This is a genomic window from Planomonospora corallina (assembly GCF_042650625.1).
Classification (GTDB): Bacteria; Actinomycetota; Actinomycetes; order Streptosporangiales; family Streptosporangiaceae; genus Planomonospora_B; species Planomonospora_B corallina.
Map to the genome: position 1 here is coordinate 130317 of NZ_JBHSBM010000010.1, position 15972 is coordinate 146288.

Annotated in this window: 15 protein-coding genes; 10 read left to right on the forward strand and 5 right to left on the reverse strand. The window is 73.0% G+C overall.

All coding sequences use genetic code 11. The features are described 5' to 3' along the window. Positions 1 to 36: 36 nt before the first annotated feature. The gene (locus ACFOWE_RS04195) at positions 37 to 315 is read left to right on the forward strand and encodes a MoaD/ThiS family protein (RefSeq protein WP_377285485.1); all 279 of its coding nucleotides are present in this window, start codon (positions 37 to 39) and stop codon (positions 313 to 315) included. 153 nt (positions 316 to 468) lie between these two features. Then, the gene (locus tag ACFOWE_RS04200; RefSeq protein ID WP_377285486.1) at positions 469 to 1416 is read left to right on the forward strand and encodes a PLP-dependent cysteine synthase family protein; all 948 of its coding nucleotides are present in this window, start codon (positions 469 to 471) and stop codon (positions 1414 to 1416) included. A 114-nt stretch (positions 1417 to 1530) separates the two neighbouring features. On the opposite strand, the gene ACFOWE_RS04205 is transcribed toward ACFOWE_RS04200, so the two are convergent. After that, on the reverse strand, positions 1531 to 3399 hold the full coding sequence (locus ACFOWE_RS04205; protein ID WP_377285487.1) for a DUF3352 domain-containing protein: 1869 nt from the start codon (positions 3397 to 3399) through the stop codon (positions 1531 to 1533). A gap of 444 nt (positions 3400 to 3843) precedes the next feature. Between ACFOWE_RS04205 and ACFOWE_RS04210 the strand changes: the two genes are divergently transcribed. The 8 genes from ACFOWE_RS04210 to ACFOWE_RS04245 all read left to right on the forward strand — a co-directional run bounded on the left by ACFOWE_RS04210 (position 3844) and on the right by ACFOWE_RS04245 (position 10813). Beyond that, entirely contained in the window at positions 3844 to 4635 is a 792-nt protein-coding gene (locus tag ACFOWE_RS04210; RefSeq protein ID WP_377285489.1) for a thioesterase family protein, read from the forward strand. Positions 4636 to 4768: 133 nt separating this feature from the next. Beyond that, complete coding sequence (gene murI / locus ACFOWE_RS04215; protein WP_377285491.1) at positions 4769 to 5605, forward strand: glutamate racemase; 837 nt, start codon at positions 4769 to 4771, stop codon at positions 5603 to 5605. Positions 5606 to 5618: 13 nt separating this feature from the next. Then, positions 5619 to 6371, forward strand: a complete 753-nt coding sequence (locus ACFOWE_RS04220) for an MBL fold metallo-hydrolase (protein WP_377285492.1) — start codon at positions 5619 to 5621, stop codon at positions 6369 to 6371. Positions 6372 to 6376: 5 nt separating this feature from the next. Then, a complete protein-coding gene (gene rph, locus ACFOWE_RS04225; protein ID WP_377285493.1) occupies positions 6377 to 7093 on the forward strand; it encodes a ribonuclease PH in 717 nt (238 codons plus the stop codon). Positions 7094 to 7160: 67 nt separating this feature from the next. Next, positions 7161 to 7766 (forward strand): RdgB/HAM1 family non-canonical purine NTP pyrophosphatase, encoded by a 606-nt coding sequence (gene rdgB / locus ACFOWE_RS04230; RefSeq protein WP_377285680.1) that lies wholly within the window; start codon positions 7161 to 7163, stop codon positions 7764 to 7766. Positions 7767 to 7950: 184 nt separating this feature from the next. After that, the gene (locus tag ACFOWE_RS04235) at positions 7951 to 9582 is read left to right on the forward strand and encodes a molybdopterin-dependent oxidoreductase (protein ID WP_377285494.1); all 1632 of its coding nucleotides are present in this window, start codon (positions 7951 to 7953) and stop codon (positions 9580 to 9582) included. A gap of 215 nt (positions 9583 to 9797) precedes the next feature. Further along, positions 9798 to 10547 carry a toxin glutamine deamidase domain-containing protein gene (locus ACFOWE_RS04240; protein ID WP_377285495.1) on the forward strand — a complete coding sequence of 250 codons (750 nt, stop codon included), beginning with the start codon at positions 9798 to 9800 and terminating at the stop codon, positions 10545 to 10547. Next, positions 10544 to 10813, forward strand: a complete 270-nt coding sequence (locus tag ACFOWE_RS04245) for a hypothetical protein (RefSeq protein ID WP_377285496.1) — start codon at positions 10544 to 10546, stop codon at positions 10811 to 10813. The genes ACFOWE_RS04240 and ACFOWE_RS04245 overlap by 4 nt, the downstream gene beginning before the upstream one ends. 45 nt (positions 10814 to 10858) lie before the next feature. Here ACFOWE_RS04245 and ACFOWE_RS04250 read toward each other — a convergent pair whose 3' ends face one another. From ACFOWE_RS04250 to ACFOWE_RS04265, 4 genes are all read right to left on the reverse strand, one after another. Further along, on the reverse strand, positions 10859 to 13381 hold the full coding sequence (locus tag ACFOWE_RS04250) for an ABC transporter permease (RefSeq protein ID WP_377285497.1): 2523 nt from the start codon (positions 13379 to 13381) through the stop codon (positions 10859 to 10861). A 1-nt stretch (position 13382) separates the two neighbouring features. Next, complete coding sequence (locus ACFOWE_RS04255) at positions 13383 to 14153, reverse strand: ABC transporter ATP-binding protein (protein WP_377285498.1); 771 nt, start codon at positions 14151 to 14153, stop codon at positions 13383 to 13385. A 212-nt stretch (positions 14154 to 14365) separates the two neighbouring features. Next, entirely contained in the window at positions 14366 to 14974 is a 609-nt protein-coding gene (locus tag ACFOWE_RS04260; RefSeq protein ID WP_377285499.1) for a dihydrofolate reductase family protein, read from the reverse strand. A gap of 243 nt (positions 14975 to 15217) precedes the next feature. Then, positions 15218 to 15958: a response regulator gene (locus ACFOWE_RS04265; RefSeq protein ID WP_377285500.1), complete on the reverse strand. Its 741-nt coding sequence runs from the start codon at positions 15956 to 15958 to the stop codon at positions 15218 to 15220. Positions 15959 to 15972: the final 14 nt, after the last annotated feature.

Sequence of the window (15972 nt, forward strand, 5' to 3'; positions counted from 1 at the left end):
ACGACTCCCATGACGACACGAGGAGACTGATTCACGATGGCGATCCAGGTCCGCATCCCGACCATCCTGCGCACGTACACCGACGGGGCCAAGGCCGTGGAGGCCAAGGGCTCCACGATCGAGGAGCTGATCGGCGACCTGGAGTCCCGGCACCCGGGGCTGCAGGACCGCCTGGTCGAGAGCGGCGCGCTGCGCCGCTTCGTCAACGTCTACCTGAACGACGAGGACGTCCGCTTCCTCGGCGGCCTGGAGACGCCGGTCGCCGACGGTGACACCGTCACGGTCCTGCCCGCCGTCGCCGGCGGCTCCCGCTGACGGCGGCACGGCACCGTCGGCGCCGTCAGCACCGCCGGGGCCGTCTGTGACCCCGGCGAGCCCGGCGATCCGGATGATCCCGGTGGGCCCGGCGGCCCCGGCGGTGCGTTCCGGCGTCTTTCGTCCACTGACCCGAAGCGGAAACCGGCACCCATGCGTTTTGACTCGCTGATCGACTCGGTCGGTCGCACACCCCTGGTCGGGCTGCCCCGGCTCTCGCCCTCGGAGGGCGTGCGGATCTGGGCCAAGCTCGAGGACCGCAACCCGACCGGTTCGATCAAGGACCGGCCCGCGCTCTGGATGGTCGAGCAGGCCGAGAAGGACGGGCTGCTCACCCCCGGCTGCACGATCCTGGAGCCCACCAGCGGCAACACCGGCATCTCGCTGGCGATGTCCGCCAAGCTCAAGGGCTACAAGCTGATCTGCGTGATGCCGGAGAACACCTCCGAGGAGCGCCGCCAGCTGCTGCGCATGTGGGGAGCGGAGATCATCTCCTCCCCGGCGGCGGGCGGCTCCAACGAGGCGGTCCGGGTCGCCAAGAAGCTGGCGGAGGAGAACCCGTCCTGGGTGATGCTCTACCAGTACGGCAACCCGGCCAACTGGCGCTCCCACTACGAGACCACCGGCCCGGAGATCCTCGCGGACCTGCCGTCCGTCACCCACTTCGTCGCGGGCCTCGGGACCACGGGCACGCTGATGGGCGTGGGCCGCTTCCTGCGTGAGCACGTGCCCGGCGTGAAGATCGTCGCCGCCGAGCCGCGCTACGGCGAGCTGGTGTACGGCCTGCGCAACGTCGACGAGGGGTTCATCCCGGAGCTGTACGACCCCGAGGTGCTGACCACCCGGTTCTCCGTCTCCTCCGGCGACGCCCTGCGCAGGACCCGGGAGCTGCTGGCCGCCGAGGGCATCTTCGCCGGCGTGTCGACCGGCGCGGCCCTGCACGCCGCGCTGGGCATGGCCGCGAAGGCGGTCAAGGCGGGCGAGCGGGCGGACATCGTCTTCGTGGTGGCGGACGGCGGCTGGAAGTACCTGTCCACCGGCGCCTACGAGGGCACCCTGGACGAGGCCGAGGAGCGCCTGGAGGGCCAGCTCTGGGCCTGAGCCCCGGCCGACCGCGCACCTGCCGTGCGCACGCCGCGCACCTGCCGCGCGCATGGAGAAGGGCGGGCGTCCCGATCGGGACGCCCGCCCTTGCGCGTGTGCGTGCGCCGGCCCCTAGTTGAACAGGACCCTCAGGGAGAAGTCCGCGTCACCGCCGGACTGCGTGCCGCTGATGCCGACGGCGCGCAGGACCTTGAGGTTCGCCTGCTCGTCGCCCTGCACGTTCTGCAGGTAGAGCTTCTCGAGCTTGTCGAGGTCGACGAAGGTGGCGAAGGTCGCGCTCTCGGCGTTCGGGACGGCGAGCTGGAAGGCCTCGCTCTCGGCGAGGGTGCCGTCCTTGGCGAGCGCGTCGGCGTACTCCTGGGAGCTGGCCAGCACGAGGAGGCCGTCGCCGGTGGCCTTGCCGAGCTGCGCGGTGGCGCCGGAGTCGGCCAGGAGCTTCTCGAACTTCCCGACGACCTCCTGCGCCTTGGCCGGGTCGGTGGCGATACGGGCGCCGATCTTGGGCGCGTTGGCGTCGAGGCCGTTCTCGTCCAGGGCCACGGTGAGGTTCGTGCCGAGGAGGGTCACCAGGTCGTCGGGGAACTTCAGCCCGTACTGCTGCTGGGCCTGGTCGGTGAACTGCTGGAAGGACTGGGTGCCGCCGGCGCCCTGACCGGCCGCCTTCATGACCTCGTTCCACTGCTTGCCGAGGGTCTCGCCGAGACCGGAGAACGAGATCGCCGCGGCGGTGGAGGCCGGGAGCTTGCCGAGCTGGTTGGGCTCGGGGTCGCTGATCTCGGGGGAGTCGACGCCGCGGACGACGCCGGCGATCTCGACGTAGTCGCCGTCGAAGCGGAGCGCGCCGGCGAACCGGGCGTTCTTCACCATCTCCAGGGTGGCGGCGTTCTCGGCGGAGGTCGCCTCAGGGGCGAGCTTCGCGATCTCGGCGAGGTTCGCCCAGAAGGACAGGACGCCGTCCTCGCCGAGGTCGGACAGGTCGGCGGAGAAGTTCTCGTTCTTGGAGAGCGGGTCCGCCTGGGCGGCCTGGTCGGCCTGCTGCTGGTTCTCGGAGATCAGCGCGTAGTCGTCGCGGAAGGCGATGCCGTACTCGCCGCCGTCGGCGAGCTTGGCGATCCCGGCCTTGGCCTTGTCCTGGTCGGTGACCTGGACGGCGACCACGACGCCGGGATTCTCGCCGGCCTTGGCGGGGGCGGTCACGGCCACGCCGATGCGGGAGCCGAGCCAGGGCTCGACGTCGGCGGCGTAGTCCAGGTTCTGCAGGTCGTTGCCGTCCTTCTTGATCAGGTCGAAGATGGCCTTGCGCGGGTCGTCGCCGGTGAAGGAGTCCTTGGTGACGGTGAACTTCCGCGCGATCTCGAACAGCGCCAGCTTCTGGTTGGCGGCCGGGTCGAGGTCGAGGCGGACGTAGCCGACGGCGTTGCCGGGCAGCACGTCGTGCGGCTGGGCGCCGCCGCCGCTGAGGAGGCCGACCGCGGCGTAGCCGCCGCCGCCGAGGAGCGCCACGACCAGTGCGGCGACCACCGCGACCAGCCAGCTCCTGCGGCCCTTGCGCGCCGGCGGGGCGGGCGGCTGCCCGGCGCCGAGGAACTCGGGGCCCTGCTGCCAGTTGCCCTGCTGGCCGTAGGGGGGCTGCTGGCCGTACGCCTGCTGCTGCTGGCCGTAGGGGGGCTGCTGGCCGTACTGCTGCTGGCCGTACGCCTGCTGCTGCTGGCCGTAGGGGGGCTGCTGGCCGTACGCCTGCTGCTGGCCGTAGGCCTGCTGCGGGTAGGGGGGAGGGGTCTGCTGGTACTCTCCCGCGCCCTGCTGCGGGTAGGTGGGCTGACCCTGCTGCGGGTAGGCGCCGCCCTGCTGGGGGTAGCCGCCGGGCTGGGGATAGGCCTGGGTGTGCGGCTGGTCATTGGGCTGAGGACGGTAGGCGATCGTCCTGTCTGGATTCTGACCCGGGTCGGGGAACTGACCGGGGGGGTTGTTGGCAGACATGCTCACTACTCACAAGGTGGACTTCGGGGATATGTAGAAGCTAGTGCATCTTGCTAGCGAATCACTTGCATTGAACTAACGGCGCCTTTGCGGCATCTAACGGTGGATCGCCTGCCATATGCCGTTCACCAGGGGATCCGTGCCGTGGACCGCGCCCTCCGGCCCGGGGAACGGGGCTCGCGGGGAGGCGGTGGAGAGGGGGATCCCAAAAATAATCTTCTATGTCGATTCGGTGCTTTGTCCTGGATCGCGGTGAAAGGTGCGGGCGGAGCCGGTGCGGGCGGGGACGCGGCCGGGCGCCGGGAATTGGTAGAGTGAGCCCACTAGAACAAGGTTCGGTTGAGTGTCCCGCGGGACGCCGGGCCGTACATCAGGAGCGAGGGCGCGGCCGAGCGCCGCCACGGACGCCCGCGCCGCCGGGTGAAGCGAGGTAGTGGACTAAAGATGACGAAGTTCGACGAGGCGACGCAGGCGATCCGGGTGGACGAGACCACCTACGACGTGTGCCTGGACCCCGGCTACTCGATCGGCGGGCCCCTCAACGGCGGCTACCTGATGGCGGTGATCCTCCGCGCCGCGGTGGACGCCTCCGCGCACGCGCACCCGGTGACCACCAGCGCCCACTTCCTGCGCGCGGCCCGGCCGGGCCCCGCCCGGGTCCACCTGGAGCAGGTCAAGACCGGCCGCACCGCGACGGTGACCCGCGCCACCCTGGTCCAGGACGACCGGCCCTTCATCGACACCTTCGTCACCACCGCCACCCTCACCGGCGCGGCCCCCGACTGGACGGACGGCCCGTCGGCCGCCATGCCGCCGGTCGAGCAGTGCGTCAAACTGCCCGACCCCAAGCCCGAGTCCAACATGACTCTCAACGCCCAGGTGGAGGTCCTGTTCGACCCGCCCACCATCGGCTGGCTCGGCGGCGAGCCCACCGGCCGGCCCGAGGGCCGCGCCTACTTCCGGATGGCCGAGCCGCAGGACCCCGACCCCTACGTGCTGGCCCTGGCCGTGGACGCGCTGCCGCCGGTGGTCTTCTCCGCCGGGGCCCGCGGCTGGGCCCCGACCGTGGACCTCACCTGGCACCTGCGCGCCCTGCCCGCCCCCGGCTGGCTCACCGTGCTCGGCAGCGGCAGGCTGATCGGGGACGGCTGGTTCGACGAGGACGTCGAGGTCTGGGACTCCGCCGGGCGGCTCGTCGCCCAGTCCCGCCAGCTCGCCCGGGTCGGCCGCGGCTGACCGGCGGCGGGCCCGCGCCGGAGACCCGGAGACGCCGGAGACGCCGGAGACGCCGGAGACGCCGGAGACGCCAGGGACACTGTGAGGATTCTTACCGTGAGCGCCCGCCGACGGTCGCCTAACCTTGGGAACCGTGTCGCAAACGAGCATTGGAATCTTCGACAGCGGGGTGGGCGGCCTCACCGTGGCCAGGGCCATCATCGACCAGCTGCCGGGTGAGTCGGTCCTCTACGTGGCCGACACCGCGCGCCAGCCGTACGGGCCCAAGCCGATCGCACAGGTGCGGGCCTACGCGCTGGAGGTGATGGACCACCTCGTCGAGCATGGGGTCAAGATGCTCGTCATCGCCTGCAACAGCGCCAGCGCGGCGGTGCTGCGGGACGCGCGCGAACGCTACGACGTGCCGGTCGTGGAGGTCATCCAGCCCGCGACCCGGCGGGCCGTGCGGGCCACCCGCAACGGCCGGGTCGGAGTCATCGCCACCCGCGCCACCATCGAGTCGATGGCCTACCACGACGCCTTCGCCGCGGCCCCGCACGTCCACCTGACCGGGGTGGCCGCGCACCGGCTGGTGGAGTTCGTGGAGCGGGGGGAGACGATGAGCGAGGAGCTCATCGAGGTCCTCCGCGGCTATCTGGAGCCGATCCTCGCCGACGGCTGCGACACGCTCATCCTCGGATGCACCCACTATCCGCTGCTGACCGGTGCGATCTCCTACGTCGCCGGGGACGGCGTCACCCTGGTCTCCAGCGCCGACGAGACGGCCAAGGACGTCTTCCGGATCCTGCACGACCAAGGCCTGGCCGCCGCCGGTGGCGCCCCGCCCCGCCACCGCTTCCTCACCACCGGCGACACCGGCCTGTTCGCCCGGCTGGGCCGGCGCTTCCTCGGACCGGAGATCGAGGCGGTGGAGGCGGCGGCGGTGGGCGAGCTCTCCGGCGACGCCGGCGTCGCGATGACCACGCGATGAGAAGGAGGCCGCAGTGAAACTGACGATCGTCGGATGCTCGGGGAGCTTCCCCGGGCCGGACAGCCCCTCGTCCTGCTACCTGCTGGAGGCCGAGGGCTACCGGCTGGTGCTGGACTTCGGCAACGGCGCGCTGGGCGCCCTCCAGCGGCACATCGGCCTGTACGACGTGGACGCGATCTGCCTGTCCCACCTGCACGCCGACCACTGCCTCGACCTGTGCCCCTACCACGTGGTGCGCACCTACTCCCCGGACGGCCCGCACCCGAAGGTCCCGGTCCACGCGCCCGCGGACGCGCCCCGCCGTCTGTCCGCCGCCTACAGCATGCCCGACGAGCCCGGCATCGAGACCGCCTTCGGCTTCACGGCGCTCACCCCCGGCACCTTCGAGGCGGGGCCGTTCGAGGTGACCTGCGCGCGCATGGAGCACCCGGTCGAGACCTTCGGCTTCCGCGTCTCGTACGGCGGGCGCTCGGTGGCCTACTCCGCCGACACCGGCGAGTCCGCCGAACTGGTCAAGCTGGCCGCCGACGCGGACGTGTTCCTGTGCGAGGCCTCCTTCCTGGACCGCCCGGACAACCCCCCGGGACTGCACCTGTCCGGCCGGCAGGCCGCCGAGCACGCGGCCAAGGCGGGGGTGGGCACCCTGGTGCTGACCCACCTCGTCCCCTGGTACGACCCGGCCGAGATCCTCTCGGACGCCTCCCGGGGCGGCTTCGGCGGGCGGACGGAGCTCGCACGGAGCGGGGCCGTGTATGACCTAGGGTGATGTCCATGGCTCGTGCAGACGGACGCAATCCCGACCAACTCCGCCCGGTGACCATCACCCGCAACTGGCTCGCGCACGCCGAGGGCTCGGTGCTCGTCGAGTTCGGCGGCACCAGGGTGCTGTGCGCCGCCTCCGTGCAGGACAGCGTGCCGCGCTGGCGCAAGGGCAGCGGCCAGGGCTGGGTGACGGCCGAGTACGCCATGCTGCCCCGGGCCACGAACACCCGCAACGACCGCGAGTCGGTCCGGGGGAAGATCGGCGGCCGGACGCACGAGATCTCCCGCCTGATCGGCCGCTCCCTGCGCGCCTGCGTCGACTACAAGATCCTGGGCGAGAACTCGATCATGATCGACTGCGACGTGCTCCAGGCCGACGGAGGCACCCGCACCGCCGCCATCACCGGCGCGTACGTCGCGCTGGTCGACGCGGTGCGCTGGATGCGCGAGCGGAAGATGTGCAAGGGCGACCCGCTGGTCGCCTCGGTGGCGGCCGTCTCGGTCGGCGTCGTGAAATCCACGCCGCTGCTCGACCTCTGCTACACCGAGGACGTCGCCGCCGAGACCGACATGAACGTCGTCATGACCGGGACCGGAGAGTTCGTCGAGGTGCAGGGCACCGCCGAGGGCAGGCCGTTCGACCGGGCGGCCCTCGACCAGTTGCTCGACCTCGGCGCCGCCGGCTGCGCCGAGCTCACCCGCCTGCAGAAGGAGGCGCTCGCGTGAGCGGGCGGAGCACGGGCGCAGCGGCGCCGCTCGCGCGGCCGGTGGAGGAGGGCGCGTGAGCGGGCGTATGAAGGTCGTCCTCGCGACGAGGAACGCGGGAAAGATCACCGAACTCCGCCGCATCCTGGCCGACGCCGCGCTCCCGGTCGAGATCGTCGGCCTGGAGGAGTTCCCGCAGATCGGTGAGGTCGCCGAGACCGGCCTGACCTTCGCGGAGAACGCCCTGCTCAAGGCGCACGCCGTCGCCGGAGCCTCCGGCCTGCCCGCGATCGCCGACGACTCCGGGCTCTGCGTGGACGCCCTGAACGGCATGCCGGGCATCTTCTCGGCCCGCTGGTCCGGCCGGCACGGCGACGACCGGGCGAACCTGGAGCTGCTGCTCGCCCAGATCTCCGACGTGCCGGAGGGACGCCGGGGAGGCCACTTCGCGTGCGCCGCGGCGCTGGCGCTCCCGTCGGGGCAGGAACGGGTGGCCGAGGGCGCGCTGCACGGCGTGGTCGTCCGCGCCCCGCGCGGAACCGGCGGCTTCGGCTACGACCCGGTCTTCGTGCCGGAGGGCGAGACCCGCACGACCGCGGAGCTGACGCCTGCGGAGAAGGACGCGATCAGCCACCGGGGCCGGGCCTTCCGCGCCCTGGTCCCGATCCTGGCCGAGGCGCTCGGCCTGGCGTGACCGGGCCCGTCGGCGCCTCCACCGGTGTCCGCCCGCCCGGTCGCGTGACCGTCCGCCCGCACGGCCCCCGCATGACCCCCGTATGACCGGAGCGTGCAACCTCGGCCGTATGACCGGAGCGTGACAACCTCGGCGTGACCGGAGCGTGACAATTCCGGCCGCCCGGCGGGCGTAACGTCGGGGCATGGAGAACAACGGGCGCCTGCCCTCCTGGGCCGCGGCGCTGGCCGGGCTGGTCGCGGGCGCGGTGGCGGCCGGGCTCTCCCTGCCCGCCGCCGCCCTGGTGAAGGCCTCCGCCTTCCCCGTGGTGGCGGCCGGGAACGCCGCCGTCGACCTGACACCCGCCTGGCTGAAGGACTGGGCGATCCGGACCTTCGGCGAGCACGACAAGACCGTCCTGCTCGCGGGGGTGCTCGCCGTCCTCGCCGCGGCCGCCGCGTACGCCGGGATCCTGGCCGCCCGCGACCTCCGGTACGGCGCCGCGCTCCTGGGCGGGTTCGGCGCCCTCGGCATCCTGGCGGTCCTGACCCGTCCCGGCGCGGGACCGGCCGACGCCCTGCCCACGCTGCTCGGGGTGGCGGCCGGGGTGTTCACGCTGTCCCGCCTGCTGCGCCGCGCGCTCCTCCCCACCGGGACCGGCGGGGAGGAGCCGCCCGGCGTGCAGACCCCGGCGGCCATGCGCGCGGAGGGCGAGCCGCCCGGTGTGCAGGTCCCGGCTGTCATGCGCGCGGGGGAGGAGCCGCGCTCCTTCGACCGGAGAGGGCTGCTGACCGCCGCGCTCGGCGGCGCGGTCGCGGCCGGAGCCGGGGCGGTGGCCGGACGACTGTTCACGGGACGCTCCGAGGTGGACGCGGCCCGCGCCGGACTGGCGCTGCCCCGCCCGGCGGTCCCCGCCCGGCCGGTGCCCGCCGGAAGCGACCTGAGGATCAAGGGGCTCTCGCCGTTCTTCACCCCCAACCACGACTTCTACCGGGTGGACACCGCCCTCGTCGTCCCCCGGGTCGACCCCCGCGGCTGGACCCTCAGGATCGGCGGCATGGTCGACCGGCAGGTCGAGCTGACCTTCGCGGACCTGCTGGCGCGGCCCCTGGTGGAGGCCGACGTGACGCTCTGCTGCGTCTCCAACGAGGTCGGCGGGCCGTACATCGGCAACGCCCGCTGGCTCGGCGTCCGCCTGGCCGACCTGCTGCGCGAGGCAGGTGTGCGCGCCGGCGCCGACATGCTGCTCAGCGTCTCCGCCGACGGCTGGACCTGCGGCACCCCGGCCGGCGTCGTCCTCGACGGCCGCGACGCGCTCCTGGCGGTCGCGATGAACGGCGAGACACTCCCCGTCGACCACGGCTTCCCCGCCCGGATGGTCGTCCCCGGCCTGTACGGCTACGTCTCGGCGACCAAATGGGTGACGGAGATCAAGGTCACCCGGTTCGACCGGGACGAGGCCTACTGGACACCGCGCGGCTGGGCCGCCGAGGGCCCGGTCAAGACGCAGTCCCGCATCGACCTGCCCAGGCCCGGGGCGCGCCTGGCGCCGGGCCGCACGGTGGTCGCCGGCGTGGCCTGGGCCCAGCACAAGGGGGTCGACGCGGTCGAGATACGCGTCGACGGCGGGCCCTGGCGGCAGGCGAGGCTGGCCCAGGCCCCCACGGCCGACACCTGGCGCCAGTGGGTCGTCGACGACTGGGACGCCACCCCGGGAGAGCACACCATCGAGGTGCGGGCCACCGACGCCACCGGCTACACCCAGACCGCCGAGCGCACCCCGGTGGCCCCCGACGGCGCCACCGGCCTGCACACCGTCACCGTCACCGTCGCCTGAGCCCGGCCACGGACCGGCCGGGATCCCGCCCGCTCCCGGTCACGGCCGGCCGGGGAACGGACGGGACCCGGTGCCCCCGAAAACCCCGGGGGCACCACCCTCCCGTGCCCCCGCCGGAGAGGACGGCCGGGTCCCGATCTGGCCAACTCCCCCGCGCCGCCCCGGTGACCGCCCTACGATCGGGGCTTGCGAAACATGGGTGACAGGGGGTGCATGTGACGCGATGGTCCGTACCCGCAGGGGTCTACAACCCGGTCGTGACCGCGGACGGGAAACGGTGGCGTGACTTCGAACTGGACGGGGCCGCCTCCGTCGTCGTGGCCGCCCCCCGCGAACCCGAACGCCGGCCGTGGCGGCCGCCCCGGCTCGACCGCTGCCGGCCGTACGGCGTGGCGGGCGGCCTGTCGAGGCCCGAACCGCAGGCCCAGGCCGACATCGAGCGGGCCGTACCGGCCGACGAGCGCGGGGCGCCCCGGCGCTTCCCCGACCCCCGCGGCATGTGGATCCGGCTGATCAACGCCTCCGGCCCCGCCGACGACCCGTTCCGCGCGACCAACGCCCTCGACTGCGCGCTCGCGGTACTCGCCACCTGGTACGGCATGCCGACCGTGGCCGCCGCCCGCCACCCCGAGTACGACCGGATCGGCAAACCCGTCCTCGACGGCGAGAGCGACGGCACCGCCCGCGCCGAACGCTGGCTGGGCCACCGCTTCCAGCTCGCCGGCGCCGGCCGCGCCGCCTACACCCTGATCGCGCAGCGGCTGCTCGACGGAGGACACGGCTCCGCCGCGCTCCTCGTCACCCGCTGGCCGGGCGGCGGCAGCCACGCCTGGAACGCCGTCAACTCCGGCGGCGAGGTCATCTGGATCGACGCCCAGCGCGGCCACATGGCCGTCGAACCGCCCTACGACGCGGTGACCGGCGTCTTCTGCGTGCTGATCGACGGAGAGGGGCGGGCGCTGTGAACCTCGACCAGGCCAGGACCGTCGCGGAGGAGTACTTCAACGGCGTGCGCCCGCTCGGCGCCGCCCTGGAGGTCAGGATCCACGCCTTCAAGGAAGGCTACGTCGCCTGGGCCCGGCAGCCGGGGGAGGAGGATCCCGCCACGCTGCCCGGCACCGTCGGCTCCGGCTGCATCGTCATCGACAGGACCACCGGCGAGATCTTCATCCGCCCCCTGCTCAACCCCGAGACCGTGGCCGAGCAGTGGCCGGGCCTCCGCCCCCGGTAGTGCCCTCCCGGGGGCGCAGACCCGGCCCCGGCCGGAGACCCCCGCTCAGCCGCTCGCCAGCGAGCCGACGATGGACGCCCGCGCCGCCCGGCGCGCCGGCAGCACCGCCGCGACCACCCCGGCCAGGCCCGACAGCGCCATGAACGCCAGCACCTGCAGGACCGGCACCTCGAAGTGGACGTCATTGGTCAGCGTGTGCGCCGCCGCCCACGCGTAGACCACCCCGAGCACGACACCGACCAGGGCGCCGATGAGGCCCAGGATCAGTGCCTCCACCGAGAGCATCCGCCGCAACTGGGGACGGGTCAGGCCCAGCGCCCGCAGCAGCGCCGACTCGCGGGTCCGCTCGTGCACCGAGAGCGAGAGCGTGTTGGCGATGCCCAGCAGCGAGATGAGCACCGCCAGGCCCAGCAGACCCGTGATGATCATCAGCATCATGTCGAGCGCCTCGTCGAACTCGCCGCGGATGTCCGTCGAGCTGGCGACCTTCGCCGTCGGGTACGGCTGCGCCGCCGCGTCCACGGCCGCCCGCGCCCGCTCCAGCGCCACCCCGTCCCGCGCGTTCACCATGATCCGGCTGTCACCCACCGCGCCGAAGTAGCGGTCGAACTCCCGCTCCGGCACGGTCACCTCGGACAGGCTCGCGCTCTCCCGGTCGAACAGCGCCACCACCGTCAGCTCGACGGTCCCGGCCTCCTTCGTCTCCACCGGGACCCGGTCGCCGACCCCGACGCCCAGGCTCCGCGCCGCACCCTCCTCCAGCATCGCCGTACCCGGCCTCAGCTCCCCGAGCGAGCCCGACTCCAGCTCCGGACGGAAGTCCGCCGCCGCGGTGAACGTGCCGACCTCGTACTCCGCGCCCTTCCCGCCGACCTCCGCCGTGGTGCCGCGCAGCGCCAGGACCGAGGTCAGCTCCGGCCGCGACCGCAGGTCCTCCGCCAGCGCCCGCGGCAGCTGCGCGTCCCAGTCCTGCGGCTGGACCATGTAGTCCACCGGGAACTGCTCGTCCAGCTTCGCCGAGTACGTCTCCCGCAGGGTGCCCGTCAGCACGGCGATCAGCGTCATCAGCGTCACCCCCACCGTCAGCGCCACCGTGGTGGTCGCCGACCGCTTCGGGTTGCGCCGCGAGTTGTCCGTGGCGAGCCTGCCCGCCACCCCGAAGAGCCTGGCCGGCAGCCAGCCCGCGAACGCGCTGAGCGGCCGCACCAGCACCGGCCCCAGGATCAGCACCGCCAGGAACACCAGCGCCCCGCCGGCCATCACCGCGAGCAGCGCCGCCTGCCCCGCGTCCATGACCAGCCCCGCCGCCGTCACACCCCCGCCCGCGAGCAGGAACAGCGCGGCGAACACCACGCGGACCACGCCCGCCCGGAAGGTGTGCTCCTCCACCTGCGTGCGCAGCGCCGCGATCGGCGCCACCCGCGTCGCCGAGCGTGCCGGCAGCAGCGCCGCGCCCACCGTCACCACCAACCCGATGACCAGCCCCACCGCGATCGTGCGCGGAGCCAGGGACACCGCCGACGACGGCAGCGGCGCGTCCAGCGACCTCAGCACGGCCAGCGCCCCCGCCCCCAGGCCGTAGCCGAGCAGCAGACCCAGCACGGAGGAGACCAGCCCCACCACCGCCGACTCCAGCACGACGGAGCCGAACACCTGCCGGCGGGTCGCCCCGATGCAGCGCAGCAGCGCCATCTCCCGCGTCCGCTGCGCCACCAGGATGTTGAACGTGTTGTAGATGACCAGCGCCGCCACGAACATCGACACCACACCGAACAGCAGCAGCCCCAGAGTGATCATCCGGTTGTCGGCGCCGTTGGCCTGCGCCATGTCCGCGGCGTAGTCCTCACCGGTCTTGACCGTGAAGCCCTTCCCGAGAGCGGCGGCGACCGCGTCGCGCAGCTCCTGCTGGCCCGTCCCCTCGGCGGCGAGGGCGTCGATCTCACCGAAGCCCTTCGCGCCGGTCATCGCCCGGGCCGTCTCGGTGGTGAACCCCACCGCGCCGCTGTAGGCGAGCTCCTGGTCCAGCCCGACGTCGAACAGGCCCACCAGCGTGAACTCGTGCCGGACCTCCTCGGAGTCCAGCACCGCGATGGTGTCGCCCACCGCGAAGCCGTACTTCTTCGCGGTGTTGTCGTCCAGCACGGCCTGCCGCCCGTCGGCCGGCGCCGCACCGGCGGTGATCACCGTGCGGTTGAGCGCGCCCCGGGGGATCGAGACGCCGTTCGTCGGGAAGTCACCGGCGGCCTTGCCGTCCTTGCCGAGCAGCGCGGCCGTGCCCCGCACCAGCCCCTGCGCGTCAGCCAGGCCGTCCACCCGGCGCACCTTCTCCAGCACCGCGTCGGAGAGCACCGGCCGCTCGTCCGGGCGGCCCTCCCCGTCCTTGCCGGGGAAGACCGCGACGTCGATCCTGTCGCCCGCCGCGGCGAACTTCTCCGTGTACCCCGCCTGGATCGTGTCGGTGAGCACGAACGTGCCCGCGATGAAACCCACCCCCAGCGCGATCGCCAGGGACGTCAGCAGCAACCGCAACCGGTGCGCCCGCAACCCGGCCAGAGTCGTCCGCAGCACCTCACGCCTCCAGCTTCATCAGCGTGTCCAGCACACTCTGCGGAGTCGGCCGGTCCAGCTCGCTGACCAGCGAACCGTCACGCAGGAACACCACCCGGTCGGCGTACGACGCCGCCACCGGGTCATGGGTGACCATCACGATCGTCTGCCCCAGGTCCCGCACCGACGCCCGCAGGAACGACAGCACCTCCGCCCCGCTGCGCGAGTCCAGGTTGCCGGTCGGCTCGTCGGCGAAGATGACCTGCGGCTTGCTGATCAGCGCCCGGGCCACCGCCACCCGCTGCTGCTGGCCGCCCGACAGCTCCGTCGGCCGGTGCCCCAGCCGGTCGCGCAGCCCCACCGTCTCCACCACCCGGTCGAACAGGACCTGGTCGGCCTGGCGGCCCGCGATCTCCAGCGGGAGCCGGATGTTCTGCTCCGCGGTCAGCGTCGGCAGCAGGTTGAACGCCTGGAAGATGAAACCGATCCGCTCCCGGCGCAGCAGCGTCAGCTGCTTGTCGTTCAACCCGGTCAGCTCCACGTCCCCGATGTGCACCCGCCCGCCGCTGACCGTGTCGAGCCCGGCCAGGCAGTGCATCAGCGTGGACTTACCGGAGCCGGAAGGACCCATGATCGCCGTGAAGGCGCCCGTCGCGAAGGAGACGTCCACCCCCCGCAGGGCGTGCACCGCCGCGTTCCCCTGGCCGTAGACCTTCGTCAGCCCCCGGGCGACCACCGCCGGCGCCCTGTCCTCCCGCGCGCTCCACGCGCCCACCTCTCCGGTGATCGTCATGCGTTCTCTCCTCGGCGATCAGTGCGTTCGTTCAAGCCGGGAAAAACGCTATTGCCGGGAAAGGCGTGATCCATCGGACCAGCGGACGGACTTCCCCTCAGCCGAAGGGGCACCGGGAACGGGCCGGTGCGACCCGCGCAGTAGAGGTCCCATCGGCCATTCGGCCGATGGGACCCACCTCGGCGCCCGGGCTCCACCACCCGGGCACCGGCTCACCGCACCACCGAGTACCGCAGGTGCACCACCCCGGACGACCCCACCACCCGGGTGCTCTCCAGCGGGACGAACTCACCGCCGAGGTTCTCCAGCAACCGCAGACCACGGCCGATCAGCACCGGCGCCACATGCAGCTCCAGCTCGTCCACCAGCCCCGCCGCGATCGCCTGCTGCGCCACGCTCACCCCGCCGGCGATCAGCACGTCCTTGCCGTCCGCCGCCTCGACCGCCTGCTTGACCGCGCTCTCGATTCCGTCGGTGACGAACGTGTAGCTGGTCCCGCCCTCCTTGACGACCCGCTCCCGCTCCCGGTGCGTCACGATGAACACCGGAGCGTGGAACGGCGGGTTCTCCCCCCAGTGCTCCACCCCGAAGTCGAACATGTTCCGGCCCATCACCTGAGCCCCGATCCGCCCGTACGACTCCGCCCACAGCTCGGAGTCGGCGTTGTCCCGGCCGCCCTCCATGCCCTGCGCGGCCCGCCAGCTCCTCAGGTCGAACAGCCAGCCGAGGACCTTCTCGTGGACCGGCCACCAGTCGGCCTCGCTCGCACCGCCGGCGATCCCGTCGAGCGACACGGACATGCCCACAACGACCTTGCTCATCTGCGATCCCTCCTCCGTCGCGGCCCCCGCGGGGAACCGGTCCGAACCGTCTTCTCGGCAACAGGTCGGAGCCGGCACCGCGCTCTCGACATCCCGGAGAAGAAAAAACCGAGAAATCTCAGACTCGCCGCGACCCTCCCGCACGGACGCTCCGCGACCCCGGACCCGGCCCGCCCGGAACCCGGCCCGCCCGGACCGAGCCCGCCCGGACCCGACCAGCCGGGGGCCGGCCCGCCGGGCGGGCTAACCCGCCGCCCCCGGAACGATCAAACCCGTCTCGTAGGCGAACACCACCGCCTGCGCCCGGTCCCGCAACCCCAGCTTCGCCAGCACCCGCCCCAGATGCGTCTTCACCGTCGCCTCCGCCAGCTCCAGCCGCCCGGCGATCTCCATGTTCGACAACCCCCGCGCCACCAGCACCAGCACCTCGCGCTCCCGCGCCGTCAACGACGACACCGCGGCCGGATCCGCCCCACCCGGCGACGGGAGATGCACCACGAACCGCTCCAGCAACCGCCGCGTCGCACCCGGCGCCACCACCGCGTCCCCGCCGTGCACCGCCCGGATCGCGCTCACCAGCTCCGCCGGCGGCACGTCCTTCAACAAGAACCCCGACGCCCCCGCCCGCAACGCCGCGAACACGTACTCGTCCAGATCGAACGTCGTCAGGATCAGCACCCGCGGACCCCCCTCCGCCGCGCAGATCAACCGGGTCGCCTCCACCCCGTCCATCACCGGCATCCGCACGTCCATCAGCACGACGTCCACCGTGACTCCGCCGACTCCGCCGACTCCGCCGACTCCGCCGACTCCGCCGACTCCGCCGCCGACCCCGGAGGCGCCGCCCGTCCCCCGCAGCGCCTCCACCGCGGCGCGACCGTCGGCCGCCTCCGCCACCACCTCGATGTCCGGCTGCGCCCCCAGCACCATCCGGAACCCCGTCCGCAACAACTCCTGGTCGTCGACCAGCATCACCCGGATCACGCCGCCCGCCCCTC

What these genes read in the sequence shown, in the direction of transcription:
- ACFOWE_RS04195 (WP_377285485.1), top strand. Translation starts at nt 37, where the DNA reads ATGGCGATCCAGGTCCGCATCCCGACCATCCTGCGCACGTACACCGAC.
- ACFOWE_RS04200 (WP_377285486.1), top strand. Translation starts at nt 469, where the DNA reads ATGCGTTTTGACTCGCTGATCGACTCGGTCGGTCGCACACCCCTGGTC.
- ACFOWE_RS04205 (WP_377285487.1), bottom strand. Translation starts at nt 3,399, where the DNA reads ATGTCTGCCAACAACCCCCCCGGTCAGTTCCCCGACCCGGGTCAGAAT.
- ACFOWE_RS04210 (WP_377285489.1), top strand. Translation starts at nt 3,844, where the DNA reads ATGACGAAGTTCGACGAGGCGACGCAGGCGATCCGGGTGGACGAGACC.
- rph (WP_377285493.1), top strand. Translation starts at nt 6,377, where the DNA reads ATGGCTCGTGCAGACGGACGCAATCCCGACCAACTCCGCCCGGTGACC.
- rdgB (WP_377285680.1), top strand. Translation starts at nt 7,161, where the DNA reads ATGAAGGTCGTCCTCGCGACGAGGAACGCGGGAAAGATCACCGAACTC.
- ACFOWE_RS04235 (WP_377285494.1), top strand. Translation starts at nt 7,951, where the DNA reads ATGGAGAACAACGGGCGCCTGCCCTCCTGGGCCGCGGCGCTGGCCGGG.
- ACFOWE_RS04255 (WP_377285498.1), bottom strand. Translation starts at nt 14,153, where the DNA reads ATGACGATCACCGGAGAGGTGGGCGCGTGGAGCGCGCGGGAGGACAGG.
- ACFOWE_RS04260 (WP_377285499.1), bottom strand. Translation starts at nt 14,974, where the DNA reads ATGAGCAAGGTCGTTGTGGGCATGTCCGTGTCGCTCGACGGGATCGCC.